Genomic DNA, 21,548 nt, shown 5'->3' with positions numbered 1-21,548 from the left:
GCGTCAGGCAGGCCGCGGGCGCTTTCCCGACAGCCTAATCTCTTTCAGCAATGGCCAGCACGCTCCGTCTGTGTGAATATGCGTCCGGCTTGTGCGCTTCCGCATCACAACGGCCATTGCCTTGAACGAACCTTTACCCGAGACCAGCGCCGCCGAACGGCTTCGCCAGCACCTCGAAGAAATCGCGCGCGAGCGCGACGACGCCTATCGCGCGCTTCAGGAGCGCGAGGCGGAGCTGGCACGCATCCAGCGCATCGGCAAGGTTGGCGGCCTCGAGGTGGACTTCCGGGATGGCTTCAAGAACCGCCGTTCGCCGGAATATCTGATGATCCACGGCCTGCCTCCCGAGGCCGCCGGCGAGTCTCACGAGGACTGGGTCAGCCGCATCCATCCCGAGGACCGCGACGCCGCGGTGAAACACTTCTTCGGTGCGCTGGCCGGGACCAGCGCGGACTACACAGCCGAATACCGCATCATCCGCCCCAGCGACGACGAGACCCGCTGGATCCGCGTCGTCGCCAAGATCGAGCGCGACGGCGACGGCCGCGCCATCCGCCTCGTCGGCGCCCATATCGACGTCACCGACCAGATGCTGGTCCGCGAGACCTTGCGCGAAAGCGAGGAGCGCTTCCGGCTGATCGCCGACAGCGCGCCGGTGCCGATCTGGGTGACGAAGCTCGACCGCACCCGGTCTTTCGCCAACCAGGCCTATGTCGACTTCGTCGGCCTGCCCTACGACGAAGCCATCGCCTTCGACTGGCGCAAGGTGCTGCATCCGGACGACCTGCCGCATGTGCTGCAGCAATCCGTCCAGGGCGAGGCGTCGCTCAAGCCTTTCGTGCTGGAGGCGCGCTACAAGGACGCCAAGGGCGAGTGGCGCTGGTTGCGCTCGGAGTCGCAGCCACGCTGGGACCCGACCGGCAAGCATATCGGCTTCATCGGCGTCGCCCACGACATCACTGCCGCCAAGCAGGCCGAGATCGCGCTCCGCCGGCTCAACGAGACGCTGGAAGAGCGCATCGTCGAGCGCACCGCCGAGCTCGAATCCAACGAGGCGCGGCTGCGCGCGATGCTGGAGACCAGCAACCAGTATCAGGGCCTCGTCAATCTCAAGGGAGAACTGCTTTACGCCAACAACACCGCGCTCGACGGCATCAAGGCGAGCTCTTCGGAAGTGATCGGCAAGCTGCTGTGGGAAACGCCCTGGTTCACCGGAACGCACGGCATGAGCGCAACCGTACGCGAGGCCTTCGACACCGTGCTGAGGGGCGAAGCAGTGCGGATGGAGATGCGACTGCGCCTGCCCATCGGGGAGCGCGATTTCGAGTTCGGCATGCGGCCCGTGCTCGACCGTCACGGCAACATTACCGGCGCGGTGCCCGAGGCCGTCGATATCACTGAACGCCGCCGCGGCGAGGAAGCGCTGCGGCAGTCACAAAAGATGGAAGCGATCGGCCAACTAACCGGCGGTGTCGCGCACGATTTCAACAATCTCCTCACCATCATCCGCTCGGCCACCGACTTCCTGCGCCGGCGCGAGCTGCCGGAGGAGCGCCGGCGCCGCTATGTCGACGCCATCTCCGACACCGTCGAACGCGCCTCCAAGCTGACCGCGCAGCTGCTGGCCTTTGCGCGCCGGCAGCCGCTGAAGCCGCAGATCTTCAATGTCGGCAGTCAGGTCGAGGGCGTGGCGCAGCTGGTCCGGCCGCTGGTCGGTAGCAGCATCGAGATCGCAGTCGAAGTGCACGATGCCGACTGCTTCACGGTGGCCGACATCGCGCAGTTCGAGACCGCGCTGATCAACCTCGCCATCAACGCCCGCGACGCCATGGATGGCGGAGGTCGCCTCACCATCGCAGTGCGCAAGGTCGCAGGCATCCCTAGCCTGCGCGCACAGTCGGCGCGCGGCGGCGACTATGTCGCTATCTCGGTCACGGATACTGGCAGCGGCATCGCGCCGGAAAACATCGATGCCATCTTCGAGCCGTTCTTCACCACCAAAGAGGTCGGCAAGGGCACCGGGCTTGGCCTGAGCCAGGCGTTTGGCTTCGCAAAGCAATCCGAGGGCGACATCGCGGTGACGAGCACCGAAGGCGAAGGCGCTACCTTCACCATCTACCTGCCGCAGGCGAAGAGCCCCACCGCCGAGAAGGAAGCCGCGGCGCTGACCGGCGAGGCGGCCACCACCGGGCGCGGCTACCGCGTGCTCGTAGTCGAGGATAATGACGATGTCGGCCAATTCTCGACCGAGCTCCTGGAAGACCTCGGCTATGTCGTCCGCCGAGTCGCCAACGCCAATGCGGCGCTCGCAATCCTCGGCGAGAACGAATTTGCCGTCGACCTCGTCTTCTCCGACGTCATCATGCCCGGCATGAACGGTGTCGAGCTCGCCGGCATCATCCGCGAACGCTATCCGGGCCTGCCCATCGTGCTCACCAGCGGCTACAGCAACGTCCTCGCCGAAAACGCCCATCGCGGATTCGAGCTGATCCAGAAGCCGTATTCGGTAGAATCGCTGTCGCGCATCCTGCGCAAGGCGATCACGGAGAAGTTGTCGATGGCGCGGTGAATGTCCCTCCCCCGCGTCGATGGCGCGGTGAATGTCCCTCCCCCGCAGTCGTCCTCTCTCACACATGAAACGCGTCAAACCCGATCAGGTAACCCCATGAAACCCGCCCTCCTCTCCGCCTGGCAGACCTGGGCGCTTCTCTCCGCCTGCTTTGCGGCACTGACCGCAATCTTCGCCAAGGTCGGCGTCGAGAACATCAATCCGGATCTCGCGACCTTCATCCGCACCATCGTTGTTCTGCTCGCCTTCTCGGTGTTGCTGTTCTTCACTGGCCAGTTCGCTGCGCCGTCGGCGGTCTCGTCGAAGACCTGGCTGTTCCTGATACTCTCGGGACTTGCAACCGGCGCGTCGTGGCTGTGCTACTTCCGCGCGCTGAAGCTCGGGCCCGCGACGCTGGTGGCGCCGATCGACAAGCTCAGCGTCGTGCTGGTGGCCCTCTTCGCCTTCGCCTTTCTCGGCGAGCGCCCAACGGCCCAGGGCTGGATCGGCATCGCCATGATCGGCGCCGGCACGGTGCTGTTGGCTGTGAAATTTTGAGGGGAACACCTGCCGACGGTACCCTGCGGCAACAGGGGAAGACAGCGGCGTCGACTTCCGCTATCGCTGCCGAATGAACCGACTTCACATCAGGAACTAAACGTGCCGACCGCGCCGCATGACGCCATCTGGGCCTGGAGCATGATCGCAGCCGCGACCGCAGGTGTCATCACTCGTCCGTTTCGGCTGCCCGAGGCGATCTGGGCCGTCATCGGTGCGAGTGCCCTGGTGGTTCTCGGCTTCATGCCATGGCAGGATGCACTCACCGGAATCGCAAAAGGCGTCGACGTCTATCTCTTCCTGATCGGCATGATGCTGATCGCCGAGCTGGCGCGGCTCGAAGGCCTGTTCGACTATCTCGCAGCGTTCGCGGTGGAACATGCGGGTGGTTCGCCGCAGCGGCTGTTTCTGCTGATCTTCCTCGTCGGTACTGCCGTGACCGTCCTGCTTTCGAACGACGCCACCGCGATCGTGCTGACGCCGGCCGTCTATGCAGCGACGCGCGCAGCCGGCGCCAAGCCCCTGCCTTATCTGTTCGTCTGCGCCTTCATCGCCAATGCCGCGAGCTTCGTGCTGCCGATCTCAAACCCCGCCAATCTCGTTGTGTTTGGCGCGCGCATGCCTGGGCTCACCGAATGGCTGCGTCTGTTCGCCATGCCCTCGGCCGCTGCGATCGTGCTCACCTATGTCGTGCTGCGCCTGACCCAGCACCGCGCCCTGAAGGAAGAGACGATTGCGCGCAGCGTGCCGCATCCAAAGCTCGGCCGCGGCGGCAAGCTGACGGCCGCTGGCATCATCGCCATCGGCGTCGTGCTGGTCACGGCGTCTGCGCTGGACAAGCAACTGGGCTTGCCGACCTTCATCTGCGGTGTGGTAACGTCCGCCATCGTCCTGCTGCTCAGCCGCCAGTCAGCCCTGCCCGTGCTCAAGGGCGTCTCGTGGAGTGTATTGCCGCTCGTCGGCGGGCTCTTCGTGATGGTGGAAGCGCTGATCAAGACCGGCGTGATCGGGCAGCTCAGCGCGCTCCTGCACGAAGCCGTCGCGCAATCGGTCCCGAAAGCCGCCTGGAGTGTCGGCATCGCGACGGGGATCGCCACCAACATCGCCAACAATCTGCCGATCGGGCTCGTCGCCGGCTCGGTCGCGGCCAGCGATCATTTGCCCGCAACGGTCGTCAGCGCCATCCTGATCGGCGTCGATCTCGGCCCCAATTTGTCGGTCACCGGCTCGCTCGCGACCATCCTCTGGCTGGTCGCGCTCCGCCGCGAGAAGATCGAGGTCGGCGCCTGGCGATTCCTCAAGCTCGGCATGCTGGTGACGCCGCCCGCCTTGATCGCAGCTCTAGCGGCCGCGATCCGGTAATCGCGCGCAATTTGCGGCGCATCAATGTCGCCGGCGCAGCCAGACCTATACTTCAGCTTGTCGCGCGGCCACATACGGCGCGGCGAGGAGGTCCATCATGCGGACCCGATCGAAGGCATTGCCGCAGAGCTTTTCCCTGCGTCGTTCGATTCAGGGCTTCACCGCGCCGGGTACAGGCCAGAGCGAGACATCCCCTCCGCTGCTCGTCTTATCGGCGGTGATCCTTCTGGCGTTGTTTGCCATCGTGCAAATCGACCTGCACAGCGCCCAGCTTCAGGCGATCGGCCTGCTCGGTCACGGCACCGGGATCGATCCCCTCTTCCTGAGCCCATAACCGTCGCGCGGCGTATCGAGGAAGAGCCCGATCGCGGCCATCACGGCCGCGATCGGGTAAGACGCATCGTCAGTCGTTCTCGTAGCCGTAGACTTCCGGCAGAATGAAGATTGCGGCGAGCAATCCGATTAGCGGGAAGATCGCGACGAACAGCGTGGCACCAGCCTGTCCGATCGCTGCAAACAGCGACGGGAACAGGAAGATCGCCAGGAACGACGGCAGCTTCACGAACATGTAGGCGAAGCCGCTGGCCGTGCCGCGATATTTCGGCTTGGCGACCATGGTCGGGATCGTCATGCAGTTCGAAGCATCCCAGTAATGGCCCCACAGCATGGCGGCAGCCGCGAACGGCAGCAGCATCTTGTTGTCGGTGTAGAGCGCGAAAGCCGCGACCAGCAGCGAGGCCAGCACGATGCCAAAGCCCGCAATCGCGATGCCGCGATGACCGATCTTCGGCGTCAGGAGCGGACCGACCCAGCCGGACAGAGCCGCGAAGCAGAACAGCGCCATCGTCACCAGATTGTTGCCGAGCACGCTCGACACGCCGACCATGACGAAGAGCACAGGCAGGTAGAACGCGAAGGTCGAGAACTCGCTGCCTTGGGCGAAGCAGGCGATCCAGCCATAGATCGTGGCGCGCCAGCGGATCGGGTCCTTCTTGAGGTCGGCAAGGAACGCGCGGGTGCTGACCTTCGGCGCCTCTACGTCGTGGTTGGGCAGCATGTCGAGATTGTCGTTGAACATCTCGCGCGCAACTTGTTTGGCCTCGCGGTAGCGTCCCTTTTGCACCAGCCACACTGCCGTCTCCGGCACGTCGTGACGCATGATCAGGATGATCAGCGCCGGCACCGCGCCGAGGCCGAGCGTCACGCGCCACAGCATCTCGTGCTGCATGTCGATCAGGAGGAAGATCACGATGACGCCGATAGTGAGGACCTCGCCGACCGCGAACATGAACTGCCAGCGGTTGCCCATGACCTCGCGCTCGCCCTTGGCCATGGATTCCATGATGTAGGTGTAGCCGGTCGAGATGTCCGAGCCGAGCGGAATGCCGAGCAGGAAGCGGATGACCACGAGCCAGCCGACGCTCGGCACGAAGGCCTGCGCCAGGGCGAGCACGATGAACATCACCATCGTGACCAGGAACATCACGCGGCGGCCGATCTTGTCAGACAGCCAGCCGCCGAGCAGTGCGCCGATAAGAGCACCGCCCTGCGTACCGGCCGCGGCAAGGCCCAGCATCAGCGGATCGGGATTGTACTGCTCACGGATGAAGATCAGCACGAAGGCGATCGAATAGAGATCCCACGCCTCGACCAGGATCGAGGCCATCATCAGCCAGCCGATCTTGTTGCCCTTGGGGCTGTAGTTCGTAATGAGGTAGCGAACCGCGGCTTCGCTCGCGGTCGGTTGTGGCATGGCCATCGTTGACATACTTGGTCCTCTCTTCAAAACTCTTTACGCGTCGAGTAGCGGCTCGATGCTGCAATCGAGCAGGCGCGGGTCGATCCCCGCCTCCATGCCCACGAACATCGAATCCATGTAGTCGATCAGTGCATCGCTCGCCTTCACGGCGTCCTCGACGTGGCGGCCGCCGACCGCACTGAGAATGGCAAGATGGTGGTCGATCGTGCCCGATAGCTCGGCCTGCCCCGGCATGAAGCGGTGATGGATGTAGCCGATGCGGCGGTACAGCGTGTGCAACGGCCGCATCGTGTGCACCAGGAAGGGCTCGCCGGCTGCTTCCAGTACCAGCGCGTCGATGCGGCGGTCGAGACTGTTGAATTCGTCGAGGGTCAGGCTGGCGCGGCGCTCGCGCAGGAGGCGCTCGATGTGCAGCGCCTGATTGCGGTGAGAGAGGCTGGCGCGGTCCGCCGCAAGCCGGATCACAAAACGCTCCATGTCGCGACGCAAGCCGAGCAGCATGCGCTCGCGCGACAGATCGATCGGCGCGATGTGAAGGCCGTGACGCGGACGGATGATGATCAATGTATCGGCGGAGAGACGATTGACGGCGTGATGCACCGGTGTGCGCCCAAAGCCTGTAATATGCTGCAATTCCAGCATCGTCATGAATTGTCCGGGCTTGAGCTCGCAGTGGACGAGCAGTTCCTCGATCTTCTGATAGGCGAGCTCGAAAAAGTTGAGACGGTTGCGCCGGCTGGGTTTGCCCTCGCCGTCATCGTCGTTTCTCACCACCTCGAGCGCGCGCTTGCGCCGTGCCATGTCGTCCTCTCCCGTCAGCCCGCGCTCTCGTTGCAGGGTGGCGCCTTAATTTGTGGCACCCTTAAAACATGTTGTGATATATTACAAGCAGGGGTAAGACAGCCGCCGGCCCGCTTCATTCAAGAGCGTGGAATGACAACAAAGGCAGGCGCTACGCGCCTGCGAGGGGAGGACTTTTGCCGTGAAGATCACGTCGATCGAGACACTGCGCACCGAGGAATTCTCCAACGTCATCTGGGTACGCATCCACACCGACACGGGCCTGATCGGTCTCGGCGAAACCTTCTACGGCGCAGGCGCCGTCGAAGCGCAGATCCATGACACCTTTGCCGGCCGCCTGCTCGGCCGCGATCCCCTGCACATCGAGGCGATCCATCGCGACATGCTGAACCTGCCGATGGCGCAGTCCTCGACCGGCGTCGAATACCGCGCGGCCTCGGCGATCGACATCGCGCTGTGGGATCTGTTCGGCAAGGTCTGCAATCAGCCGGTCCACCAGATGCTCGGCGGCCTCTGCCGCGACAAGCAGCGCATCTACAACACCTGCGCCGGCACCCAATATGTCCGCTCGACCAATATCAGCCCGGTCGCGAACTGGAATCTCGGCGCCTCCAAAGGTCCTTACGAGGATCTCGACGGCTTCATGCACCGTGCCGATGCGCTCGCCGAAAGCCTCCTGGAGAGCGGCATCTCGGCGATGAAGATCTGGCCGTTCGATCCTGCGGCGCAGGAGAACAAGGGTCTCTACATCACCGCCGCGCAGATGAAGCAGGCGATCGAGCCGTTCGAGAAGATCCGCAAAGCAGTCGGCGACAAGATGGAGATCATGGTCGAGCTCCATTCGCTCTGGAACCTGCCGACCGCGAAGCAGATCGCGCGCGCGCTCGAGCCGTACAAGCCGACCTGGTACGAGGACCCGATCCGGATGAACTCGCCGCAGGCGCTGGCCGAATATGCGCGCTCGACCGACGTCTGGGTCTGCGCCAGCGAGACGCTGGGCTCGCGCTTCCCCTACAAGGACATGCTCGACCGCGATGCCATGCACGTGGTGATGGCGGATCTGTGCTGGACCGGCGGCCTCACCGAGGGGCGCAAGATCGCAGCGATGGCTGAGACCTATCACCGGCCCTTCGCGCCGCACGACTGCATCGGCCCGGTCGGTTTCATCGCCGCCATCCACATGTCGTTCAGCCAGCCCAACACGCTGATCCAGGAATCGGTGCGCGCCTTCTACAAGGGCTGGTACAATGAGCTCGTCACCGCGATGCCGGTGATCAAGGACGGGTACGTTTTCCCGATGGAAGGCCCCGGCCTTGGCGTCGACCTCCTCCCCGCGGTGTTCGACCGCAGTGATCTCACCGTGCGCCGCTCCAACGCCTGAGGAATTCTTGAGATGAGCACCGCCCTCTTCGACCTTTCCGGCCGCACCGCGCTGGTGACCGGCTCCTCCCGCGGCCTCGGCCGCGCCATTGCCGAAGGCATGGCCAAGGCTGGCGCCAAGCTGATCATCAACGGCGTTGACCCCAAGCGCGTCGAGCAGGCCGTCGCTGAATTTCGCTCCGCCGGCCACCAGGCTGAGGGGGCGGCCTTCAATGTCACGGATGAGCCTGCGATCGTCGCGGCGTTCAACGATTTCGACAGACAAGGCCTCGCGGTCGATATCCTCGTCAACAATGCCGGCATCCAGCACCGCAAGCCGCTGGTGGAGTTCACCACCGACGAGTGGCGCAAGGTGATCGAGACCAATCTCACCAGCGCCTTCGTCATCGGCCGCGAGGCTGCCAAGCGCATGATCCCGCGCAAGCGCGGCAAGATCATCAATATCGGATCGCTCGGCAGTGAGCTGGCGCGCCCCACGATTGCGCCCTACACCGCCGCCAAGGGCGGCATCAAGAACCTGACCCGCTCGATGGCAGTGGAATGGGCCCAGCATGGCATCCAGGCGAACGCGATCGGCCCCGGCTATATGCTGACCGACATGAACGAGGCGCTGGTCAACAACACCGACTTCAACAACTGGCTGATGGGCCGCATCCCCTCCAAGCGCTGGGGCAAGCCGGACGAGCTGGTGGGCGCGGCGATCTTCCTGGCATCCGATGCCTCGACCTACGTCAACGGCCAGATCATCTATGTCGACGGCGGCATGATCGCCGCGATGTGACCCGCAAAACGTTGAGGGAGCAAGCCATGCGTGCCGTCGTCATCCATGCACCGAAAGACCTGCGGATCGACAGCTTTCCCGATGCAGAGCCCGGCCCAGGCGAAGTCCGCGTCAAGATCGCAAACGGCGGCATCTGCGGCTCAGACCTGCACTATTACCACCACGGCGGCTTCGGAGTCGTGCGCATCCAGCAGCCGATGGCGCTGGGGCACGAGATCGCCGGCGTGGTCGCGGCCGTCGGTGACGGCGTCACCGGCGTCAAGCCGGGCACGCGCGTCGCGGTCAATCCGAGCAAGCCGTGCGGCCGGTGCCTGCATTGTGAGGAGCGCATGCGCAACCAGTGCCTCGACATGCGCTTCCTCGGCAGCGCGATGCGCTTTCCGCATGTGCAAGGCGGTTTTCGCGAGTTCATCACGGTCGATGCGACGCAGGCCGTGCCGATCGCCGACAAGCTGACGCTCGCCGAGGCCGCCGTTGCCGAGCCGCTCGCGGTGTGCCTGCATGCCGGCAAGCAGGCCGGCCCCCTGCTCGGCAAGCGCGTGCTGATCACCGGTTGCGGGCCAATCGGCGCGCTGATGATCCTGGTCTCGCGCTTCGGCGGCGCCGCCGAGATTGTGGTCACCGACGTCGCCGATGCACCGCTTGCGGTGGCCCGAAAACTCGGCGCTACTCACGCCATCAATGTCGCGACCAATGCCACTGCGCTCGATCCCTGGCGCGCGGGCAAGGGCGTGTTCGACACGCTATTCGAAGCTTCCGGCAACCAGGCTGCGCTCCGCACCGCGCTCGACGTGCTCCGTCCCGGCGCCACGCTGGTGCAGCTCGGCCTCGGCGGCGAGATGACACTGCCGATCAACACCATCGTCGCCAAGGAATTGCAGCTCCGCGGCACCTTCCGCTTCGACCCCGAGTTCGAGCTCGCGGTGCGGCTGATGGGCGAAGGCCTGATCGACGTGCAGCCGCTGATCACCGCCACCATGCCGTTCGAGAGCGCGGTCGCCGCCTTCGAGCTCGCCAGCGATCGCTCCCAGTCGATGAAGGTGCAGTTGACGTTCTAGGGCTGTGCCTGCCTCTCGATCAACCGATCGCTGACCAGCCGCACGGCGCCGCGCTTCCATGAATAGTCCGCGCCCATGCGCAGGCCGCTGTCGCCGCGCGCCAGCACCGCGCCGGTTCTGGCATCGCGAACCTGGAAGCCGAGTGTGTATTCGGTGCGGCTGACCCGCCGCACCACGCCAATCAGCGATTGATCCGCGCCGAGCCTTTGCGCAATCGCCGCCTCGCAGCCGTCGCAATCGCGCAGGGCGCGCGCCTTCGGCGCCTCGCCGCCGACATCGACGATGCGGTAACGGCCGGATTGGCCGAGGGCATCGCGCACGCTACTCGTGACCTCGGCGAGGTACGACGCATCCGAGGAGGCCGAGGCGTTCGCTGAGGCTGCGGTCGTGTCCTCCAGCTCGAAATCGAACACGGCAAGCGCGATCGGCGCGGGTGTGCCGAGCGCGGCCATGATCTCGCGGGACACGAAGATCTCGGCGCGCTCCCATGATTCATCATTGTCGCCGCGGAAGGTGTAGAGCTTGTCCATTACGATCTTCCTGGCGCCAACGTCGATCACAGCGACTTTGGCCCACTGCACCAGCGTGCTCGTCTTCTGGATGCCGCCGATGACCTTGAGCGCCGCGCCGTCTTGAGCAGACGGCACGAGCCGGTAGCGCTGGTCAGCGCTGATGTCCCGTCTGAGCGCGGACATGAACGCCGACAGTCGCCGCTCGTGGGCGGCGGTCTGGTTCGCCGGCTCGGCCGACGTATCGGTATAGCTGAAGTCGTCCATGGCAACGCCGATGGCGGCCTCGGCATGGGCCGGCGAATAGGCCGCCGGAAGGACGAAGAGGACAAAAGAAGAAAGGATCAACCGGGTGCGGCGCATTCGGGGTCTCGTGTAATGGAGCGGCGCCGCAACATGGACGGCAGCCTCAGGCCATGCAGCAGCGCCGGTCCCGGCGAGCGCCGGGAAAATTTCACGACGTTGCACCGCAATAGCGCGTAGCGCTTTGCGCCGCTTGCTTTCTGCCGTTTAATGGCAGGCAACAATCCCATTCGCGCCAGGTGTCCGCCGATGTGGAACCGCCCGAAGTTCGATCTCAAGGTCCGTCTGACGTTGCGCGTGGCCGCCGTATCGGCCGCCTGCTTCGCCGCGATCTCCGCCTATTTCCTTGTTACGGCTGACCGTGAAGCACATGCGCGCGTTGACAGTGTCGCCGCCATCGTGGCGAAGACGCTGGAGCTGCAACAGGGCAAAATCGAGTGGGTGGCCAGCCCGCGCTCGGACTTTCCGAACCTTGACCCCGTTTCGACCTACGTGATGACACCCGGCCTGTGTCTGGCATTCCGTGGCACGAGCGGCGCGATTATCCAGCGGTTCTGTAGTGGCGCACCTATTCCGGCGAGCCCGCCGCCGCAGGCCTTCGCGGCCTTCTATCGCAACCTGTTCGACCCCGGCCGCGAGGCGGCACGGCCAGTGATCGTGCGCGGAGTGAAGCTCGGCGAGGCCGTGGTCTCGGTCGATCCGGCCGTGCAAACGGCCGAGGCCTGGCACGAAGCCGGCCGCTTGATGATCGCCCTTGCGATCGCACTGCCGCTGCTGTGCGCACTGGTCTATGCCGCGTTGGCGCGCGCGCTGCGCCCCACCCGCATGATCCGCACCGGCCTCGAGCGGATCGCCGCCAATGACCTCACCACGCGGCTGCCGCCGTTCGATCTCGCCGAGCTCTCCGCGGTTCGCGATGTCTTCAATCACCTCGCTGAAAGCCTCGACACCGCGCTTGCCGAGCGCAGCGAGCTGACCCGGAAACTGATCGCGCTTCAGGACGAGGAACGCCGCCATCTCGCGCGCGAGCTGCACGACGAGTTCGGTCAGTCGCTGGCCGCCATCCGCGCGCTCGCGTCCTCCGCCCGCCAGACCGCCGCGCAGGACTGCCCTTCCCTGCTCAGCGAATGCGACGGCATCGCGCGGACCGCAACCGGCATGATGGAGACGCTGCGCGGCGCACTGTTCCGGCTGCGCCCGCCCGACGTCGAGGAGCTGGGCCTCGTGGCCAGCCTCGAAGGCCTGGTTGCGGGCTGGAACGGGCGTAGCCGCGGCGAGACCCGTTTCTCGATCCGTTTCGACGGCGCGTTCGAAACCTTGCCGGCCACGATCAGCGCCAACCTTTACCGCATCGTGCAGGAGGCGCTCACCAACGCCGCCAAGCATGCCGGGGCCACGAAGGTCAGCCTGGAATTGACGATGCGTGCCAACGAGATCGCGCTTGCGATCGACGATGACGGACGGTCGACCGAGCCCGCCGCGAAATCCGGAATGGGCCTGCTCGGCATGCGCGAGCGCGTTGCGGCCTTGCGCGGCAGGCTGAGCTTCGAGACCGGGCCGCATGGCGGCTCCACGTTGCGCGTCGCCATTCCGCTCGCCGCGGCCGATCGGCAGGCTCTGGAGCACGCGGCATGAGCGCAGGCGACGCAACGATCCTGCTGGTCGACGACCATTCCGTCGTCCGCGAGGGCTACCGCTCTGTGCTCGAAAAGCAGCCGGGATTGCGCGTCGTGGCCGAGGCGGCTGATGGCGCTGAGGCCTATCGTCTGTTCAAATCCGAGGCGCCCGACCTCGTCATCATGGATCTGAGCTTGCCCGGCATCGGCGGCATCGAGACCGTCAGGCGGATCAGGAAATGGGACAAGGCGGCAAGGATCCTCGTCTTCACCATGCATGAGAATGCCGGTTTCGCCGTGCAGGCGATCCGCGCCGGCGCGAGAGGTTACGTCACCAAGACCAGCCCGCCCGAGACGCTGGTGCGCGCGGTGATGGACGTGCTCGCCGGCAAGATTGCCATCAGCCCGGACATCGACCATGAGCTTGCATTGAGCCGGCTCGCCGGCGAGAGCTCGGCCGCCGACGTCCTCACCGCGCGTGAATTCGAAGTGCTGCGGCTGCTGCTCGCCGAGAACACGACCGAGGAGATCGCCGAGACGCTGCACGTCAGCCCGAAGACGGTGGCGAACCTGCACTCGCTCATCAAGGACAAGCTCGGCGTCGGATCCGACATCGAGCTGGTCCGGCTGGCGTTGCGTCAGGGAATCCTGACGCAGGTCGATCTCGACGAGGCCTGATCGCCGCCCGCGTTACGGCTTGAGGATCATTCGCGCGCGACCACCGAGTCCAGCCACGCGCAGTTCAGTGGCGGCACGCGTGGGTCGGCAACGCGCACGCCGCGGGCCGCCGCATCGAGCCGCATGTCGCGCAGGCGCTTGCGCTGCTCCTCCGGCATATAGAGCCGCTCGTGGCCCCACAGCGAGGGCCCGTCAAAGGTCTCGTGCGGCTGCCAGGTCTCGGGATCAATCACGCGCCCGCCCCAGCCATATTCGATGAAGAAGCCGGAGGGCGTGTTCACATAAAACGAGGTCATGTGATCGTTGGTGTGCCGTCCGAGCGTATAGGCGATGCGGCCCTCGTCCATCTGCGCGAGATCGTAGCCTTGCCCGACATCATCGAGGCTGCCAAGCTCGACCATGAAATGATGCAGCGCCTTGCGCCCCGAGCCGACCATCGCAAAGCTGTGGTGGCGGCCGTTGACGTGAAAGAAATAAAGTCCGTAGGGCTTCAGGCCGAAATCGGAGACGTGGAAGCCGAGCACATCGCGATAGAACGGCAACAGCGGCTCGACGTCCTCGACGTTGAGCACGACATGCCCCATCCCGAGCGCGCCGGTGCGAAAGCCCGAGATCGGCCGGCCCGGCTTGAAGGGTTCGGTCGCAAGTTCAGGCTTGCAGAAAGCCTCCAACCGGTTGCCGGCGGGATCGGCGAACGTGATCAGCTCGGTGACATGCCGTTCATCGGCAAGCGCGCGTGATCCACGGACCACCTTGACGCCGTGGCTTTCCAGCCGCCCGGCCAACTGGTCCAGCTCCGCGGTCGAGGGAACTTCCCAGCCCATCACGGCGAGGCCCGCATCGCTGCTGCCGTCGACGATGAGCCGCTGCTTGCGATCGTCCATGCGGAAGGCGCGCATCCTGCCGCCGCGATCGACCTGCTGCATGCCAAGCAGCCCGGTCGCCATCCGGCTCCACTGGTCGATCTGCGATGAATTGATCCCAATATAGCCGAGCGCGGTGATTTCCATCGACGTCCTCCCGAGGGTATCGCTTCGTCGCACTGCGGCGAACTTGATACCGGCCGCGCGCGATCCTACGGTGCGTCCCGCAATCGCTTCGCGTTCGCAACGACGATAGTCGCGCCGCGATGTGCCACAAGGGAGGAAATGCGAAGTGTCCAAGGAGCGGACGCGGACCGGCCAGCCGCGGCAATCGGAGGGCGTCCGCGCCTTCAAGCGCGGGCTGGACGTGCTGCAGGAGGTCAACCGCTCCGGCGGCATACGTGCCGGCGACGTCGCCCGTGCGCTCGACCTGCCCCGTCCCACCGTCTATCGCCTGCTCGAAACGCTGGAGGAACTCGGCTATATTGCGCGCAGCGCCAGCGACGACCGCTTTCGCGTGACCCGGCGGGCGCTCAGCCTCGGCGACGGTTACGACCCGGGCGTGGTGATCTGCCAGGCGGCTGCGCCTTATCTGGCTGAGCTCAGCAAGGCCCTGGTCTGGCCGGTCGATCTCTCCACTTACGAGAACGCGGCGATGGTGGTGCAGGAAACCACCCATTCCCGCAGCCCGCTCTCGATCGACCGCGGCATGATCGGCAAGCGCCTGCCGATGCTGCGGACGTCCGCGGGCCGCGCCTATCTTGCCGCCTGCCCCGCGCACGAGCGCGACCTAATCGTCAACCATCTCCGCCGCATCGACGAAGCCGACGACCGTCCCTTTCTCGACGAAGGCCGCCTCGACCGCATGATTGCCGAGACTGCCGCGCGGGGCTACGCGATCCGCAGCGAGGGTGAATACAATCCCAAGACCGCCTCGATTGCCGTCCCCATCGTGCGGAACGGCGCCGTGTTCGGCTGCATCTCCATCATCTGGATCCGCTCGGCGCTCGGGATCGACGAGGCGATCACGCAGTTCGCGAGCCAGCTTCAGGAGGCGGCCGCGGCTATTCCGGTCGAAGTATAGCTATCGGCGGCCTGATTGGCCTTCTTTTGCGCTGGATGTCTCCACGTCGTCATGCCCGAAGCTCGCGGCAAGACCAGGATCGCCGGGTCAGCCCGGCCATGATGGCGGCGGGGGCCGTCCGCAGGGTGGACACTTGGCGCGGCGCCGTTGAAGCGGCGGCATGGCTTGGGGAACAGATAGCCCCATGCAAGATAAATCCGCCCCTGAAGACTTCGACGTCGTGATCGTCGGCCGCGGCCCGGTCGGCGCCACCCTCGCCAACCTGCTTGGCCTGTGCGGCGTGCGGACGCTGGTGCTGGAGCGCGAGGCGCGAACCTATCATTTGCCCCGCGCGGTGCATTTCGACGACGAATGCATGCGGGTGTTCCAGGCCTTCGGCCTCGCGGATGCGATCCTGCCGCATCTCATCCTCAGCCCGGGGATGCTGTTCCTCGACGCTGACGGCCGGATGCTGCTGGACTGGTCACGGCCGCAGACGCTCACGCCGATGGGCTGGAATCTCAGCTACCGATTCCATCAGCCCGATTTGGAGGATGTGCTGATCGGTGGTCTCGCCCGCTGGCCGCACGTCACCTTGCGCAATCGCTGCGACGTGTTCGCGCTGGACCAGGACGAGACCGGCGCCCGCGTGCGCTATGAGGACCTCTCCAATGGAAAGCTCAGTGAAGTCCGTGCGGCCTATGTCGTCGGCTGCGACGGCGCCCGCTCGCTGGTGCGCCGCTTCATCGGTTCCGGCATGGACGATTTCGGCTTCCACGAGCGCTGGCTCGTGATCGACGTGCTGCTCAAGCGCGAACGCGACGACCTCGGCGACTACAGCATCCAGCATTGCGATCCGCGGCGACCGGCGACGTATGTGCGCGGCACCGGCACGCGGCGACGCTGGGAGATCACGGTGCTCCCCGACGAGGACTCCCAGGAGGTCGCGCAGCCGGCGAAGGTCTGGGAGTTGCTCTCGCGCTGGATCACGCCCGACGATGCCGACATCGAGCGCGCAGCGGTCTACACCTTTCATTCCGTCATCGCGCAGCAATGGCGGAGCAATCGGCTGCTGCTTGCGGGCGATTCCGCGCATCAAACCCCGCCCTTCCTCGGCCAGGGCATGTGCGCCGGCATTCGCGATGCCGCCAACCTCGCCTGGAAGCTGGGCGCTGTCCTGCGCGGTGGCGCCGATGCCAGCCTGCTCGACACCTATCAGAGCGAGCGTATACCGCACGTCCGCGAGTTCATCGAGCTCGCCGTTCGGCTCGGCGGCGTTATCAACACCAAGGCGATCGAAGCGGGCCTTGCCGCCGGCGAAGCGCGGGAGAATGCGCCAGTCAAGCTCGAGGTGAAAAAGCCCCTGCTCGGCCCCGGGGTTGCGTTCGGGGAGCTGCCGCTGGCCGGACATCTGGCGCCGCAGTTCACGCTCAGCGACGGCAGCCGCAGCGACGATCTGAGCGGCTACAACCACGTGCTGCTCGCCGAAACAGCCGCGGCGCTCTCTCCTCATTTTCGGGACGCTCTTTCGCAGGCGGGGATCAAAATCCTGTCCAGCGACGATGCCGAAGGTGTCGGCCACTGGCTCCGCGCGCACGGAATCATCGCCGCGCTCATTCGCCCCGACCGCTATGTACGCGGCACCGCTCGCAACGATTCCGAGCTCGACCGGCTCGTCGCCGCCATCACTCCTCCAACCCATGTGCCGTCCGCGGCCTGACCGAACATCTCTTAGGGATATCTTATGAAGCTGCTCTCTTTTATTGCCGCCGGACGCGCCTCCTTCGGCGCCGTCAAGGACGACGGCGTCGTCGATCTCGGCACGCGCATCGCGGGCTGCACCACACTGCGGCAGTTGCTTGAGGCAAATCGCGTTGCCGAGGCCGCAAAGCTGGTCGCCTCCGCAGCGCCCGATCATCCGCTCGACAAGATCACCTTCGCACCCGTCATCCCCGATCCCGGCAAGATCATCTGCGTCGGCCTCAACTACCGCGACCATGTCGCCGAAACCGGCCGCACCGTCACCGAGAAGCCGGCGCTGTTCGTTCGCTTCCCGTGCAGTCAGGTCGGCCATCTCCAGCCGGTGGTGAAGCCGAAAGTGAGCGACGATTTCGACTATGAGGGTGAGCTCGCGCTCGTCATCGGCAAGGAAGGCCGCCATATCCCGGCAGGCCGCGCGCTCGACTACATCGCCGGCTATTCCTGCTACAATGAAGGTAGCATCCGCGACTGGCAGCGCCACACCAGCCAGTTCCTGTCCGGCAAGACCTTTGCCGAAAGTGGCAGCTTCGGCCCGTGGCTGGTGACGGCGGACGAGATTCCTGATCCGTCAAAGCTCACTCTGCAGACGCGCCTGAATGGCACCGTGGTGCAGGACACCACCACCGACCTCCTGATCACGGCGATACCCGAGCTGATCGCCTACATCTCGACGATCTGCCCTCTCGTCCCCGGCGACGTCATCGTGACAGGGACGCCGGGCGGTGTCGGCGCCAAGCGCACGCCACCACTGTGGATGCGCCCCGGCGACACCGTCGAGGTCGAGATCTCCGGTATCGGAACCTTGCGCAACAAGGTCGTCACTGAGGCGGCGTGACCACCGTCCTTCGATCAATCAATACAATAACAAGATCAAGAAATACCAGGGAGGGAAACGACATGTACAGCTTGGTCCGTGCGCTTGCCGCGACGGCGCTCGTTCTGGGTGCGACAGCCGCTCAGGCTCAGGTTTCCGACGATGTGGTCAAGATCGGCGTGCTGTCGGATATGACGGGGCCCTCCTCGACGCCGACCGGCCAAGGCTCTGTGACCGCAGCTCAAATGGCCATCGACGATTTCGGTGGCAGCGTATTGGACAAGCCGATCAAGCTGATCGTCGGAGACCATCAGATAAAGCCGGACATTGGCGCGGCCATCGCGCGCCGATGGTATGACACCGAACAGGTCGACCTCATCGTGGATGTTCCGGTGTCGGCGGTGGGGCTCGCCGTGCAAACGGTCGCGAGCGAGAAAAAGAAGCTGCTCATCGTAACGGCGACAGGAACGGCGGACTTTCATGGCAAATTCTGCTCGCCTTACACCATGCAGTGGGTGTTCGACACGCACGCGCTCGCGGTCGGTACGGCTCAGGAAGTGGTCAGGCGCGGCGGCAAAACCTGGTACTTCCTCACCGACGATATTGCGTTCGGCCATGCGCTGGAACGGGACGCCACCGATGTGATCACGCGCGAGGGCGGCAAGGTGCTGGGCTCGGCCCGGCCGCCATTCGGAACCAGCGACATGTCGTCTTTCGTGCTTCAAGCGCAGGCATCGAAAGCGAAGATCATCGGCATCGCCGGCGGCCCGCCGAACAATGTCAACGAGATCAAGACAGGCGGCGAGTTCGGCCTCTTCCAGGGAGGACAGCAGATGGCAGCCTTGCTTGCGCTGATTACGGACATCGATGCGCTCGGATTGCAAAGCGCACAAGGCTTGCTGCTGACGACCGGCTTCTACTGGGACATGGACGACCAGACGCGCGCCTGGTCAAAACGCTTCTTCGCGAAGATGCAGCGTATGCCGACGATGTGGCAAGCGGGCGTGTATTCCGCGGTCACGCATTATCTCAACGCCATCAAGGCAGCCGGGACCGACGATCCGCGCAAAGTCGCAAGCAGGATGCGCGACACGCCAATCAACGACTTCTTCGCGCATGGTGGCAAGCTTCGCGCCGACGGTCTCATGGTGCACGACCTCTGGCTCGCCCAGGTCAAGACGCCTCAGGAATCGAAATACCCCTGGGACTACTACAGCATCCTGACCAGGATTCCCGGCGACCAGGCCTTTGGGCCTGAGGACCCTGCCTGCAAGATCGTCAACTAAGGCACTCCTTTGCTTCACCGCGCGGCTCCATCCGCCGCGACGATGGCCGCGCTCACGCTTCAACGAGGATCGAGAAACATCATGGGCCTCTATCGCAAGACATTCACCGCATCGTTGCTGGTCATGCTGGCGCTCACGGGCGTCGCGCATGCCGAGATCAAGGGCGACGCCATCCGCATCGGCGTGCTCACCGACATGAACGGCGTGTTCGCGACCGCCATGGGCCCGGGCTCGGTCGAGGCGGCACGGATGGCGGCGGAGGAATTTGGCGGCAAGATCAACGGCAAGCCGATCGAGATCCTGCAGGCCGATCACCAGAACAAGCCGGACCTCGCTGCATCGCTCGCCCGCAAGTGGTTCAGCGACGGCGTGCAGGCGATTGCCGACGGCGGCAGCTCCGGCGCTGCGCTCGCGGTGCAGGAGCTGGTCCGCGGCAATGGAAAGATCTTCCTCGTCTCCGGTGCTGGCGCCAACCAGCTCACCGATGACGCCTGCGCACCGACCAGCGTGCAGTGGACCCAGGACGCCTATTCCACCGCGACCGCCGTGGTCTCCGGCATCATGCAGACCAGCAAGGAGCCATGGTTCTTCATCACCGGCGACTATGCCTTCGGCCATTCGATCGAGGCGACCGCGCGCGCCCGCATCGCCGAGCTCGGCGGCAAGGTCGCCGGCGGCGTCAAGGCGCAGCTCGGCACGCCCGATTACAGCTCGTTCCTGCTCCAGGCCCAAGCGTCGGACGCCAAGATCCTGGCAATCAACGTCGCTGGTGACAACGCCACAGCGATCAAGCAGGCGGAAGAATTTGGTCTTGCCGACCAAGGCATGAAGATCGTGCCGATGTCGTTCCAGAACGTCGACATCGAGGCGGTCGGATTGAAGGCCACGCGCGGCGATCTCATCGTCACCTCGTTCTTCGAGGATGTCTCGCCGGCAGCCCGGAAATTCTCCGATACGTTCTATGCACGCCGCAAGGCGATGCCGTCGCAAATCCAGGCCGGCGTCTATTCCGCCGTGCGCCACTATCTGCAAGCCGTGAAGGATACTGGTTCCGACGACAGCACGACCGTGATGGCCAAGATGAAGGCGACGCCAGTGTCCGATGCCTACACCACCAACGGCCGCATCCGCGAAGACCAGCGCATGGTGCACGATCTCTATCTGGTGCAGGTCAAGACGCCCGAGGAATCCAAGGCCCCGTGGGATTTCGTCAAGCTGGTCGCGACGATCCCGCCGGACCAGGCCTTTCGCCCACTCGACCGCAGCAAGTGCAGCCTGGTCGGCAAGTAGAGCGTTTTCGAGCGAAGTGGATACCGGTTCGCGTCAAGAAAACGCGTCAAAATAGGAATCTAGAGCCCCGTTCCGATCCCATCGGAACGGGGCTCTAGCCGTCAGGCCAGATAGCGCGTGAGATAGCCTTCCATGGCGTAGAGCGCGCAGAGTGCGAGGCTCGACCACACCGCCGCGCTGAAATACAGGAACATCCAGGTCAGCTCGCCCTTCCAGTGCGCAATGTCGTGGGTCACCACCCATCGCGTACTGACGTCGTGCAACCCTTCGAGGAAGCCGAGGAATTTGTTGCCCTCGGCATGCCCTGCCCGCCAGCGGCTGAGATACATCGGCACGTCGACTGTGACGAGGAAGGCGAGGAAGCAGGCGATGCCGACGATGCCGGCGATCAGCGCCCAGCGCACCGGTCCCTGGAATTCCGGCATCAGGCGGCACAGCGCGATTCCCGCGAGGAAAAAGGTCACCGCCCACAGCGAGTTCTCGATGGCGTTGTAGAGGAAGTTGGTGGTAACGACCGCGTACCAGGAGAAGCACTCCGCGATAATGATGATGGGCACGATCACGAGCGCGATGTTCACGGCAGTCTCCGCGCCGGTCATGCCGCCAAGCTGATGCAGGATGATCGCCCATTGCGCGGCGAAGCACACCTCAGCCACGGTCGCGACCGTACGGCCGACGAAGACGCTGGAGAGCCAGGTATCGAAAAGACAGATGCGCTGTACGTCGGCCCGCGGCAGCACCGAGCGGAACGCACAGCCGAACACATAGGCTGCGCAAAGCAGAAACATCAGGCCGATATCCGAGCCGCCACCAACACTGCCGGCAACCGTCGGATAAAACTCGCGGTACAGCATGAACCAGACGAGGATGTTGGCAGCGCTGACCAGCGTCAGGGAACCCCACCACCACGCGAGGGGATTTGACCGTGCCTGCCACTGCAACATGAATCGCTCCGCCGTAATCGATGTTACATCTAGCGGTAGCAATTCTGTCATGAATCAGAAACGTGGCGCGACAAAAATCTACGTTATGGCGCTGTCATAATTGCGCTGCGCGCTGTCATATTCGCGAAGGTGACCGCTCTCCCCGCTCGTTTCCAAGCTTATTCCGGGGCGCCT

19 protein-coding genes are annotated in these 21,548 nt (G+C 64.7%); 14 read left to right on the top strand and 5 right to left on the bottom strand.

What is annotated here, in order from left to right:
- Positions 1-91: 91 nt before the first annotated feature.
- The 4 genes from AC629_RS01010 (at position 92) to AC629_RS00995 (ending at position 4,802) form a co-directional block, all read left to right on the top strand.
- Positions 92-2,569, top strand: a complete 2,478-nt coding sequence (locus tag AC629_RS01010) for a hybrid sensor histidine kinase/response regulator (RefSeq protein ID WP_084802924.1) — start codon at positions 92-94, stop codon at positions 2,567-2,569.
- A 96-nt stretch (positions 2,570-2,665) separates the two neighbouring features.
- Positions 2,666-3,106: an EamA family transporter gene (locus tag AC629_RS01005; protein ID WP_084802923.1), complete on the top strand. Its 441-nt coding sequence runs from the start codon at positions 2,666-2,668 to the stop codon at positions 3,104-3,106.
- A gap of 141 nt (positions 3,107-3,247) precedes the next feature.
- The gene (locus AC629_RS01000; protein ID WP_084802960.1) at positions 3,248-4,468 is read left to right on the top strand and encodes an arsenic transporter; all 1,221 of its coding nucleotides are present in this window, start codon (positions 3,248-3,250) and stop codon (positions 4,466-4,468) included.
- 97 nt (positions 4,469-4,565) lie between these two features.
- The gene (locus AC629_RS00995) at positions 4,566-4,802 is read left to right on the top strand and encodes a hypothetical protein (RefSeq protein WP_084802922.1); all 237 of its coding nucleotides are present in this window, start codon (positions 4,566-4,568) and stop codon (positions 4,800-4,802) included.
- 69 nt (positions 4,803-4,871) lie between these two features.
- Here AC629_RS00995 and AC629_RS00990 read toward each other — a convergent pair whose 3' ends face one another.
- Positions 4,872-6,236, bottom strand: a complete 1,365-nt coding sequence (locus tag AC629_RS00990; RefSeq protein WP_084802921.1) for an MFS transporter — start codon at positions 6,234-6,236, stop codon at positions 4,872-4,874.
- A gap of 24 nt (positions 6,237-6,260) precedes the next feature.
- Positions 6,261-7,028: a GntR family transcriptional regulator gene (locus tag AC629_RS00985; protein WP_084802920.1), complete on the bottom strand. Its 768-nt coding sequence runs from the start codon at positions 7,026-7,028 to the stop codon at positions 6,261-6,263.
- Positions 7,029-7,209: 181 nt separating this feature from the next.
- Between AC629_RS00985 and AC629_RS00980 the strand changes: the two genes are divergently transcribed.
- The 3 genes from AC629_RS00980 to AC629_RS00970 are packed head-to-tail and all read left to right on the top strand — an operon-like array spanning position 7,210 to position 10,247.
- Positions 7,210-8,409, top strand: a complete 1,200-nt coding sequence (locus tag AC629_RS00980; RefSeq protein ID WP_084802919.1) for a mandelate racemase/muconate lactonizing enzyme family protein — start codon at positions 7,210-7,212, stop codon at positions 8,407-8,409.
- 12 nt (positions 8,410-8,421) lie between these two features.
- The gene (locus AC629_RS00975) at positions 8,422-9,189 is read left to right on the top strand and encodes a glucose 1-dehydrogenase (protein WP_084802918.1); all 768 of its coding nucleotides are present in this window, start codon (positions 8,422-8,424) and stop codon (positions 9,187-9,189) included.
- Between the two features lie 26 nt (positions 9,190-9,215).
- Entirely contained in the window at positions 9,216-10,247 is a 1,032-nt protein-coding gene (locus tag AC629_RS00970) for an L-idonate 5-dehydrogenase (RefSeq protein ID WP_084802917.1), read from the top strand.
- Here AC629_RS00970 and AC629_RS00965 read toward each other — a convergent pair.
- Positions 10,244-11,119: a DUF3280 domain-containing protein gene (locus AC629_RS00965; RefSeq protein ID WP_084802916.1), complete on the bottom strand. Its 876-nt coding sequence runs from the start codon at positions 11,117-11,119 to the stop codon at positions 10,244-10,246. The two genes, AC629_RS00970 and AC629_RS00965, sit on opposite strands and share 4 nt — an antisense overlap.
- Before the next feature lie 189 nt (positions 11,120-11,308).
- On the opposite strand from AC629_RS00965, the gene AC629_RS00960 reads away from it, so the two are divergent.
- Positions 11,309-12,694: a sensor histidine kinase gene (locus AC629_RS00960; RefSeq protein WP_084802915.1), complete on the top strand. Its 1,386-nt coding sequence runs from the start codon at positions 11,309-11,311 to the stop codon at positions 12,692-12,694.
- Complete coding sequence (locus AC629_RS00955; protein ID WP_084802914.1) at positions 12,691-13,353, top strand: response regulator; 663 nt, start codon at positions 12,691-12,693, stop codon at positions 13,351-13,353. Before AC629_RS00960 ends, AC629_RS00955 begins: the two co-directional genes overlap by 4 nt.
- A gap of 26 nt (positions 13,354-13,379) precedes the next feature.
- Here AC629_RS00955 and AC629_RS00950 read toward each other — a convergent pair whose 3' ends face one another.
- A complete protein-coding gene (locus AC629_RS00950; protein WP_084802913.1) occupies positions 13,380-14,363 on the bottom strand; it encodes a VOC family protein in 984 nt (327 codons plus the stop codon).
- A gap of 145 nt (positions 14,364-14,508) precedes the next feature.
- Between AC629_RS00950 and AC629_RS00945 the strand changes: the two genes are divergently transcribed.
- The 5 genes from AC629_RS00945 (at position 14,509) to AC629_RS00925 (ending at position 20,430) form a co-directional block, all read left to right on the top strand.
- Entirely contained in the window at positions 14,509-15,300 is a 792-nt protein-coding gene (locus tag AC629_RS00945) for a DNA-binding transcriptional regulator (RefSeq protein ID WP_084802912.1), read from the top strand.
- 184 nt (positions 15,301-15,484) lie between these two features.
- Positions 15,485-16,999: a bifunctional 3-(3-hydroxy-phenyl)propionate/3-hydroxycinnamic acid hydroxylase MhpA gene (gene mhpA / locus AC629_RS00940; RefSeq protein ID WP_084802911.1), complete on the top strand. Its 1,515-nt coding sequence runs from the start codon at positions 15,485-15,487 to the stop codon at positions 16,997-16,999.
- A 24-nt stretch (positions 17,000-17,023) separates the two neighbouring features.
- Positions 17,024-17,875, top strand: coding sequence for a fumarylacetoacetate hydrolase family protein (locus tag AC629_RS00935; RefSeq protein ID WP_084802910.1), 852 nt, complete (start codon positions 17,024-17,026; stop codon positions 17,873-17,875).
- A 62-nt stretch (positions 17,876-17,937) separates the two neighbouring features.
- The gene (locus tag AC629_RS00930) at positions 17,938-19,140 is read left to right on the top strand and encodes an ABC transporter substrate-binding protein (RefSeq protein WP_084802909.1); all 1,203 of its coding nucleotides are present in this window, start codon (positions 17,938-17,940) and stop codon (positions 19,138-19,140) included.
- Between the two features lie 81 nt (positions 19,141-19,221).
- The gene (locus AC629_RS00925) at positions 19,222-20,430 is read left to right on the top strand and encodes an ABC transporter substrate-binding protein (RefSeq protein ID WP_084802908.1); all 1,209 of its coding nucleotides are present in this window, start codon (positions 19,222-19,224) and stop codon (positions 20,428-20,430) included.
- Positions 20,431-20,531: 101 nt separating this feature from the next.
- On the opposite strand, the gene AC629_RS00920 is transcribed toward AC629_RS00925, so the two are convergent.
- Positions 20,532-21,374 (bottom strand): hypothetical protein, encoded by an 843-nt coding sequence (locus AC629_RS00920; protein WP_084802907.1) that lies wholly within the window; start codon positions 21,372-21,374, stop codon positions 20,532-20,534.
- Positions 21,375-21,548 lie beyond the last annotated feature (174 nt).

It is taken from the genome of Bradyrhizobium sp. NAS80.1 (assembly GCF_001908205.1).
Lineage (GTDB): Bacteria > Pseudomonadota > Alphaproteobacteria > Rhizobiales > Xanthobacteraceae > Bradyrhizobium.
The sequence above is the reverse complement of the archived record's forward strand: the minus strand, read 5'-3'. Positions and strand labels throughout refer to the sequence as shown.

What these genes read in the sequence shown, in the direction of transcription:
- AC629_RS01005 (WP_084802923.1), top strand. Translation starts at nt 2,666, where the DNA reads ATGAAACCCGCCCTCCTCTCCGCCTGGCAGACCTGGGCGCTTCTCTCC.
- AC629_RS01000 (WP_084802960.1), top strand. Translation starts at nt 3,248, where the DNA reads ATGATCGCAGCCGCGACCGCAGGTGTCATCACTCGTCCGTTTCGGCTG.
- AC629_RS00995 (WP_084802922.1), top strand. Translation starts at nt 4,566, where the DNA reads ATGCGGACCCGATCGAAGGCATTGCCGCAGAGCTTTTCCCTGCGTCGT.
- AC629_RS00990 (WP_084802921.1), bottom strand. Translation starts at nt 6,236, where the DNA reads ATGTCAACGATGGCCATGCCACAACCGACCGCGAGCGAAGCCGCGGTT.
- AC629_RS00985 (WP_084802920.1), bottom strand. Translation starts at nt 7,028, where the DNA reads ATGGCACGGCGCAAGCGCGCGCTCGAGGTGGTGAGAAACGACGATGAC.
- AC629_RS00975 (WP_084802918.1), top strand. Translation starts at nt 8,422, where the DNA reads ATGAGCACCGCCCTCTTCGACCTTTCCGGCCGCACCGCGCTGGTGACC.
- AC629_RS00970 (WP_084802917.1), top strand. Translation starts at nt 9,216, where the DNA reads ATGCGTGCCGTCGTCATCCATGCACCGAAAGACCTGCGGATCGACAGC.
- AC629_RS00965 (WP_084802916.1), bottom strand. Translation starts at nt 11,119, where the DNA reads ATGCGCCGCACCCGGTTGATCCTTTCTTCTTTTGTCCTCTTCGTCCTT.
- AC629_RS00960 (WP_084802915.1), top strand. Translation starts at nt 11,309, where the DNA reads ATGTGGAACCGCCCGAAGTTCGATCTCAAGGTCCGTCTGACGTTGCGC.
- AC629_RS00955 (WP_084802914.1), top strand. Translation starts at nt 12,691, where the DNA reads ATGAGCGCAGGCGACGCAACGATCCTGCTGGTCGACGACCATTCCGTC.
- AC629_RS00950 (WP_084802913.1), bottom strand. Translation starts at nt 14,363, where the DNA reads ATGGAAATCACCGCGCTCGGCTATATTGGGATCAATTCATCGCAGATC.
- mhpA (WP_084802911.1), top strand. Translation starts at nt 15,485, where the DNA reads ATGCAAGATAAATCCGCCCCTGAAGACTTCGACGTCGTGATCGTCGGC.
- AC629_RS00935 (WP_084802910.1), top strand. Translation starts at nt 17,024, where the DNA reads ATGAAGCTGCTCTCTTTTATTGCCGCCGGACGCGCCTCCTTCGGCGCC.
- AC629_RS00930 (WP_084802909.1), top strand. Translation starts at nt 17,938, where the DNA reads ATGTACAGCTTGGTCCGTGCGCTTGCCGCGACGGCGCTCGTTCTGGGT.
- AC629_RS00925 (WP_084802908.1), top strand. Translation starts at nt 19,222, where the DNA reads ATGGGCCTCTATCGCAAGACATTCACCGCATCGTTGCTGGTCATGCTG.
- AC629_RS00920 (WP_084802907.1), bottom strand. Translation starts at nt 21,374, where the DNA reads ATGTTGCAGTGGCAGGCACGGTCAAATCCCCTCGCGTGGTGGTGGGGT.